General features: G+C 46.0%; 5 protein-coding genes. 3 read left to right on the forward strand and 2 right to left on the reverse strand.

Features of this window, described 5'->3' with window-relative positions:
• Positions 1 to 260: 260 nt before the first annotated feature.
• Together V6C93_RS12195 and V6C93_RS12200 are read right to left on the reverse strand one after the other, a co-directional pair.
• Positions 261 to 614, reverse strand: coding sequence for a DOPA 4,5-dioxygenase family protein (locus V6C93_RS12195; RefSeq protein WP_333476931.1), 354 nt, complete (start codon positions 612 to 614; stop codon positions 261 to 263).
• Positions 615 to 673: 59 nt separating this feature from the next.
• Positions 674 to 1,024 carry a hypothetical protein gene (locus V6C93_RS12200; protein WP_333476932.1) on the reverse strand — a complete coding sequence of 117 codons (351 nt, stop codon included), beginning with the start codon at positions 1,022 to 1,024 and terminating at the stop codon, positions 674 to 676.
• Positions 1,025 to 1,791: 767 nt separating this feature from the next.
• Here V6C93_RS12200 and V6C93_RS12205 point away from each other — a divergent pair.
• The 3 genes from V6C93_RS12205 (at position 1,792) to V6C93_RS12215 (ending at position 5,124) form a co-directional block, all read left to right on the forward strand.
• Positions 1,792 to 2,169 (forward strand): DUF1816 domain-containing protein, encoded by a 378-nt coding sequence (locus V6C93_RS12205; RefSeq protein WP_333476933.1) that lies wholly within the window; start codon positions 1,792 to 1,794, stop codon positions 2,167 to 2,169.
• 198 nt (positions 2,170 to 2,367) lie between these two features.
• Positions 2,368 to 3,537 (forward strand): transposase, encoded by a 1,170-nt coding sequence (locus V6C93_RS12210; protein ID WP_333476934.1) that lies wholly within the window; start codon positions 2,368 to 2,370, stop codon positions 3,535 to 3,537.
• Between the two features lie 222 nt (positions 3,538 to 3,759).
• A complete protein-coding gene (locus tag V6C93_RS12215; RefSeq protein ID WP_333476935.1) occupies positions 3,760 to 5,124 on the forward strand; it encodes a hypothetical protein in 1,365 nt (454 codons plus the stop codon).
• The last annotated feature ends 198 nt before the right edge of the window (positions 5,125 to 5,322 follow it).

A 5,322-nucleotide genomic window follows, 5' to 3' on the forward strand; every position in this document is an offset into this window, starting at 1 on the left:
CGATCGCAATGCTGTCATTGATGAAGAGTGAGATATATCGCGGTTCACAAGTAGGTGAAATACCCAGATTGTAGGGGCAAGGCATGCTCCATTGGTGTAAATTTAAGCCCTGGCGACTGGAAGTCGCGGCTATAAAAACAAAGTCCGCCTGCGCGGACTAACGAAATATCAAGGATTTTGAACCAGCGCAGGCGGGTTTCGTTTATGTAGCGGTTCTCGGTTGCTTAGAACACATGGTAGGGGCGATTCATGAATCGCCCCTACAAACAATCCTGTCGAAGAAACTCGATATTGAGTTCTAGCTTCTCTCCTAACCACAGAGCATGATTCGTATGGTCTTCCACATCATCCCCCGTCTCAGGGTGAATGAGCACATCCAACCCCTCACGATTGAGCATTAACCAGGGGACGACGTTACCGAACTGATTCGGCAAGAACGCAACTTGATACATCGCTTTTGGGTGCGGCCCAATCGGCTTGTCATGCCAGCGCCCAAGTTGCACCTCAAACCGATCGCTCAATCCTTCTCGTACACGCGCCGCCGCATCACGACTTGCCGCATCAAAGTAAATATGAGCGTGAAAACCAGTAATCGCGATCGTATCGTCTTTCATCGCTTCGGTAAGTTCCCCTGTTCGCTCTCCACTCTAAGCGGCACGAGACAAACCTTGTCTTAAGAATTGTTACCGAGCAACGATTCAAACTCAACCTTTAATGATTGAATATCGGCAACTCTTGCCACTAATAAATTTTCTTGACCCGCATCATGGAGTCGCTCGCTCCAGTACCGAATCGGCTCAGAGTGATTCAGCCAGAATTGAATCACAGTGTCTACAACCCGATCTAGCTCCCAACCTCGCGTTGGGGAAACAGTCTCGACCGACTTCAGGAAAGCATCGAGAGAGCATTGATAGGTTCCGAGATATTCTATGCCAACTGAGCTTCCCCTCTGGTAAACCTTCTGTTGATGATTGAAGAAGTCTAGGACAGGAGATATTCCCAAGATTTCAAAGGTGTATTTCATGGCTGTCTTCCTATCTATATATAAATCCTAAGACGATTTAATCAATAGTATGGTCACAAAATATGTATCGTAAACATCTAACTGAAGGTATCTTTTTTAGCGTTCTTGGTATGATTTACAGTTCGAGCTGGAGTCCAGTAAGCTATTGTTATATCTTTGGAAAAAATTAGCACTCAATCTTCACGAGTGCCAACACTAAACTGCTTAACTCTCCACTTTTTGTAGGTCTTCAAGAGTTAGCACTCATCATTGTTGATTGCTAAATGATGAATGGCTGAATTTACTCAAAAGTAAGACGCATCTCCCACTTGATTGGCTGGCTTTAAGGGAGAAGCCTTGTTGAAATTCCTTCTTCTTCTATTTGTGGGAGCGTTCTCTATAGTTTATTTTTTTACAAATCATTGAGAACTGCTACAGGTTTGGCAATAATCGGACAGCAATCCAGCTTGAGTCAGGAGCGCGATCGTATCCGTAAAAACAGACTAAACCTTCATCCGGCTGGGAAAATCTGTCTTCTTCGGTACGGATATTGAGTTCTAGTGCTAAGTTTCAATAAATCTGCTTAAAGATAGGTGCTACTTCACGCTGTATTGAGTTATACATTATGAATAGGATAAAAAACACTTTGGCGGACAGGCTTGATATCCCGATTAGACCTCTCCAGAAACTAGATTTACACCCTTAGGTAACAGATAGGTTTCGGACTCTTTTTTGGAGATGTCTACTGGTCTACTTGGTAAAGATTCGTTAATCGCTAGGCAATAATTATGTTCGATGCAACATTATCAAAAGAACAGTTAAAAGCACGCTCCTGGACACCAAGCTTGAAGCTGTTACAAGCGATTGTTAACAAATTTTTAGAAAATACTGAAGAGTTTTTTACGTCTTACTTAGAGTCAATCGGAATGGCTTGGTGGGTTAAAATCGTCACAAAAAAGCCTGACTGTACATACTACTTCGGTCCTTTTGCCAGTCATCGGGAAGCTCAGCTTTCTCAACTCGGTTACATTGAAGACTTAGAACAGGAACGGCCTCAACTGATTGCGATTGAGATTAAGCAGTGTCAGCCCCAAGAGCTAACAATTTCTGACGAGGACTGGAAAGAAAACATTTGCAGTGCTATTGCACGCAATATTAGTGCATAGCTCAGTTTCGTAGGCTGCTCAGTGTACTCCGCAGAGACGATCGCCTAAGCAAGTTGAGCTGGGACGCGATCGCTTCCTTATACTTATCTACAATTCCCTTAGGGCCCTGACAGGTGTAGGTTTTTTACAAGAGAGTGAGTAGTCATGAGCATGAGAGTGAAAATAGAGGATGAAACCTAGGTGCATCTAGGAGTGAAAATGCTTTCAAATAAGCATCTTTTAGATTGGTCATGTATAGTGTCACAGCAGATGAATCATCTGTCACTGCCTCAAGTCGCCGGACTAGCGACGTGGAGTTTTGGCATGGTGATGACCAAATCAAGTAGCTTAACCCAGGTATCTAACTTTATTGCCAAGATCAATGGAGAAAAGGCCAATACAGTACGTCAGCGACTCAAAGAATGGTATCAAGAGGCATCAGCTAAAACAGGAAACAAGCGTTGTAGTCTGGATGTCAGCAGTTGTTTTGCCCCGTTAATGCGGTGGGTGATTAGCTTGCTGCCCAGAAAGATTGAGCAAATAGCCTTAGCCTTGGACGCCACAAGTATCAGTGATAAATTTGTCGTCTTATCGCTCAATATAATGCTGGCCGGCTGTGGCATCCCGATGGCTTGGTGTGTAGTCAAAGCCAGTGAACCGGGCAGTTGGAAACCTCATTGGCAAAAACTGATCGAACAACTGCAAGATGCAATTCCGAGCCGCTTTGAGGTGATTGTGACGGCTGACCGAGGCTTGTATGCTCCTTGGTTGTATCAACTGATTGTCCAGGCTCGATGGCATCCGTTTTTACGGATTAATCATCAAGGCACTTATCGCATTCCACCCAATCAGAGATGGCGTCCCCTGGCTGAGGTTGTTCGGACTCCCGGACAACTCTGGTCAGGTCGAGTTGTTTGCTTTCAAACCAACCCACTCCCCTGCACGTTACTGGCTCGTTGGGACATTGGCTACAAAGATCCTTGGTTAATTCTGACTGACCTTGCTCCCAGTCAAGCTGACCCACTCTGGTATGGACTACGTTCTTCCACCGAATGTGTTTATCGCGATCTTAAATCTGACGGTTGGCAATGGCATCATACTCGTTTGCTCGACCCCAACCGTGCTGAACGTCTGTTGTTAGCCATTGCTGTTGCTACTCTTTGGATGGTGATGCTTGGTGGCGATGCGGAAAATCAATTACTTTCCTCTCAACACATCCCTTGCTCCCAGCCTCTTCATCCACCACCATTACGTCAAGTTTCTTGTTTTCTCCAGGGTTTACTTACCCTCATTGCTAATCTCGTGAATGACATTCCTATTCGTCTTCATCGCTGGAGTTCTTTTCCTTCTACTCCTGTTGATGCTTTTTACTACCCTAACTCCTCCTAGTTGTAAAAAACCTACACCTGTCAGGAGACGGGGAGACGGGGAGACGGGGAGACGGGGAGAAAGATATGCAGCAAGGATTTAGGAAATTGCTATGAGAATCTGCTGGTGAGAACCGCGAAATCTAACTATTTTTCAAGTTTTCTGTAGCCCAAGAATAATCCTTGGTAGATTTTTAACAGGTTCAGCCGACCGAATTAGTTTGCTCCACTCTCAGGAAGTCTTATGAATGATTTCCAGCTTTATGCTCTCAAACCCCGCTACGAACAACTTTTTGCAACTTGTCAAATCAGAAGTAGCTGGCTAGAACACCTTGCCAGGACTGCTGAAACCATCATCAATCTGCGATCGCATTATGCAGAGATCGAGAGGCAAACCTTCATCCCTTGGTGGTTTGTCGGCATCCTACACTACCGAGACTTAGGGTTTCGCGAGGCTCATCTGCATAACGGCGACCCCTTGACAAATCGCACTGTTCATGAACCAGCGAATCGACCAGAAGCTCTACCCGCCAACGGCTTAGCCTATACCTTTGTGGAAAGTGCCGTCGATGCCTTGCGTTGGAAGCTGTTCGATACAACTCAAGACCGCTCTATTGGGGCATGGCTGTGGCGGTTTGAAGCGTGGAATGGCTGGAATTATGCCCTGCGCGGACTGAACTCCGAGTATCTTTGGAATGGCACCAATCACTTCGGTTCGGGTAACAATCGAGGGAAATTTGTTGCCGATAATTTTTTTGACCCGAATGCGCGATCGGAACAAATAGGAGCAGCGGCACTACTTTGGTATTTTTATTACAAAGGACTCATTGATACAGGTTTACAGGAGACATCAACTACAGCCAATCCAATCAGTTCGATGGTTGTAGAGCCAGCGTTCAGTACGCCAGGGATTGGCGCTAACCCGTATGCAGGGCAATTGCTCGGTGTGAACACGGCAACGGTACAGCAGCAAGACACGTTACAGCTTCTGGATGCTCTCAACTACTATCAACGACTACCCCAACAAGATTTAGCGATCGCTTGGCTGCAACAGCAACTTCCTGTAGACCTCTTAGCCGAATTTGCACGTCGGTGGCGAGAGAACCCAACGGTAGTAGCCACACCCACTCTTCCGCAAATGGCAACAACACCCGTGTCGGTGATGCCGGAAACCATACCCGCAGATACACCACCTTCAGCACCACCCGTTCAAGAATCTCTCAATCAAACAATTGTCTCGGCAGCGTTAAGCCTAAAAGGTACAAGTAGCGCCCAAGGGCCTGATGGAGGAAGAAATGCCTGTGCTTGGATGCTCAACCGCGTTTTACGACAAGCGGGAATCCCAGCTTTGGGTGAGAATCCAAATTATGTTCCATCTTTAGTAGAAGCTCTCAAGGGAGGCCGAGGTCAACTCATTGAACGATCTCAAGCTAAAGCTGGCGATTTAGTAGTTGCTCATAGCAACGCTCACATTGGTGTAGGGATAGCGGAGGGTTGTCAAAGAGTGCTATCCAACTCGTCTTCTAAAGCCCGCTTTGTCTGGGAATCTGGAATCGATTTTGATGGTTACTATAGGGGTTCAAGTACGATTTACCGACTGCTACAGTAAGCCAACGCTATTACCGATTACCCATAAGTTAATAATTCTGCGATCGCTCCTTGCCAGTAACGTTCTTCAGTCGAGATTTGGATCGAGCCTTTTGCATCGCTTCTCCGACTGTAACATTGAGCTGATCGCCTAATAACAGTACCAGAGAAGTTATTTGGAACCAAAGCAGGAGAACAATGACAGCACCTACCGCGCCGT

Source organism: Allocoleopsis sp. (assembly GCF_036703385.1).
Classification (GTDB): Bacteria; Cyanobacteriota; Cyanobacteriia; order Cyanobacteriales; family Coleofasciculaceae; genus Allocoleopsis.

Coding starts and splice junctions, on each gene's coding strand:
- V6C93_RS12215 (WP_333476935.1), top strand. CDS start 3,760: ATGAATGATTTCCAGCTTTATGCTCTCAAACCCCGCTACGAACAACTT.
- V6C93_RS12205 (WP_333476933.1), top strand. CDS start 1,792: ATGTTCGATGCAACATTATCAAAAGAACAGTTAAAAGCACGCTCCTGG.
- V6C93_RS12210 (WP_333476934.1), top strand. CDS start 2,368: ATGCTTTCAAATAAGCATCTTTTAGATTGGTCATGTATAGTGTCACAG.
- V6C93_RS12200 (WP_333476932.1), bottom strand. CDS start 1,024: ATGAAATACACCTTTGAAATCTTGGGAATATCTCCTGTCCTAGACTTC.
- V6C93_RS12195 (WP_333476931.1), bottom strand. CDS start 614: ATGAAAGACGATACGATCGCGATTACTGGTTTTCACGCTCATATTTAC.